Source organism: Streptomyces sp. P9(2023) (assembly GCF_032436795.1).
In the GTDB taxonomy this organism is placed as follows: Bacteria; Actinomycetota; Actinomycetes; order Streptomycetales; family Streptomycetaceae; genus Streptomyces.
Genome location: NZ_JAUPWM010000366.1, coordinates 1 through 283 on the forward strand (window position 1 = coordinate 1; position 283 = coordinate 283).

The following is a 283-nucleotide window of genomic DNA, read 5'->3' on the forward strand; positions in this document are numbered from 1 at the left end:
CGGGCCGGGCAGCGCTTCATCACCGACCTCCACGCCGCACGAGACGCGGCCACCACAGACAGGACAGCAGCATGACCGGCACCGAACTGGCAACCATGCCCCAAAAACTCGAGTACGCCCGCACCCTCGCAGACGGGAACCTGCTCCCCAGGCAGTACTACAAGCAACCCGCGAACGTGCTCATCGCGATCGAGTATGGGGACGCGCTCGGCATCCCGCCTATGCAGGCCATCAACTCGATCCACGTGATCGAGGGTAAGCCGACCGCGTCGGCCGACCTGCT

The 283-nt window shown here is 65.4% G+C and carries 1 protein-coding gene; it reads left to right on the forward strand.

Features of this window, described 5'->3' with window-relative positions:
- Nucleotides 1-71 precede the first annotated feature (71 nt).
- Nucleotides 72-283, forward strand: a 212-nt coding sequence (locus tag Q5762_RS37965) for a hypothetical protein (protein WP_315896869.1), incomplete at its 3' end; no start/stop codon positions are given.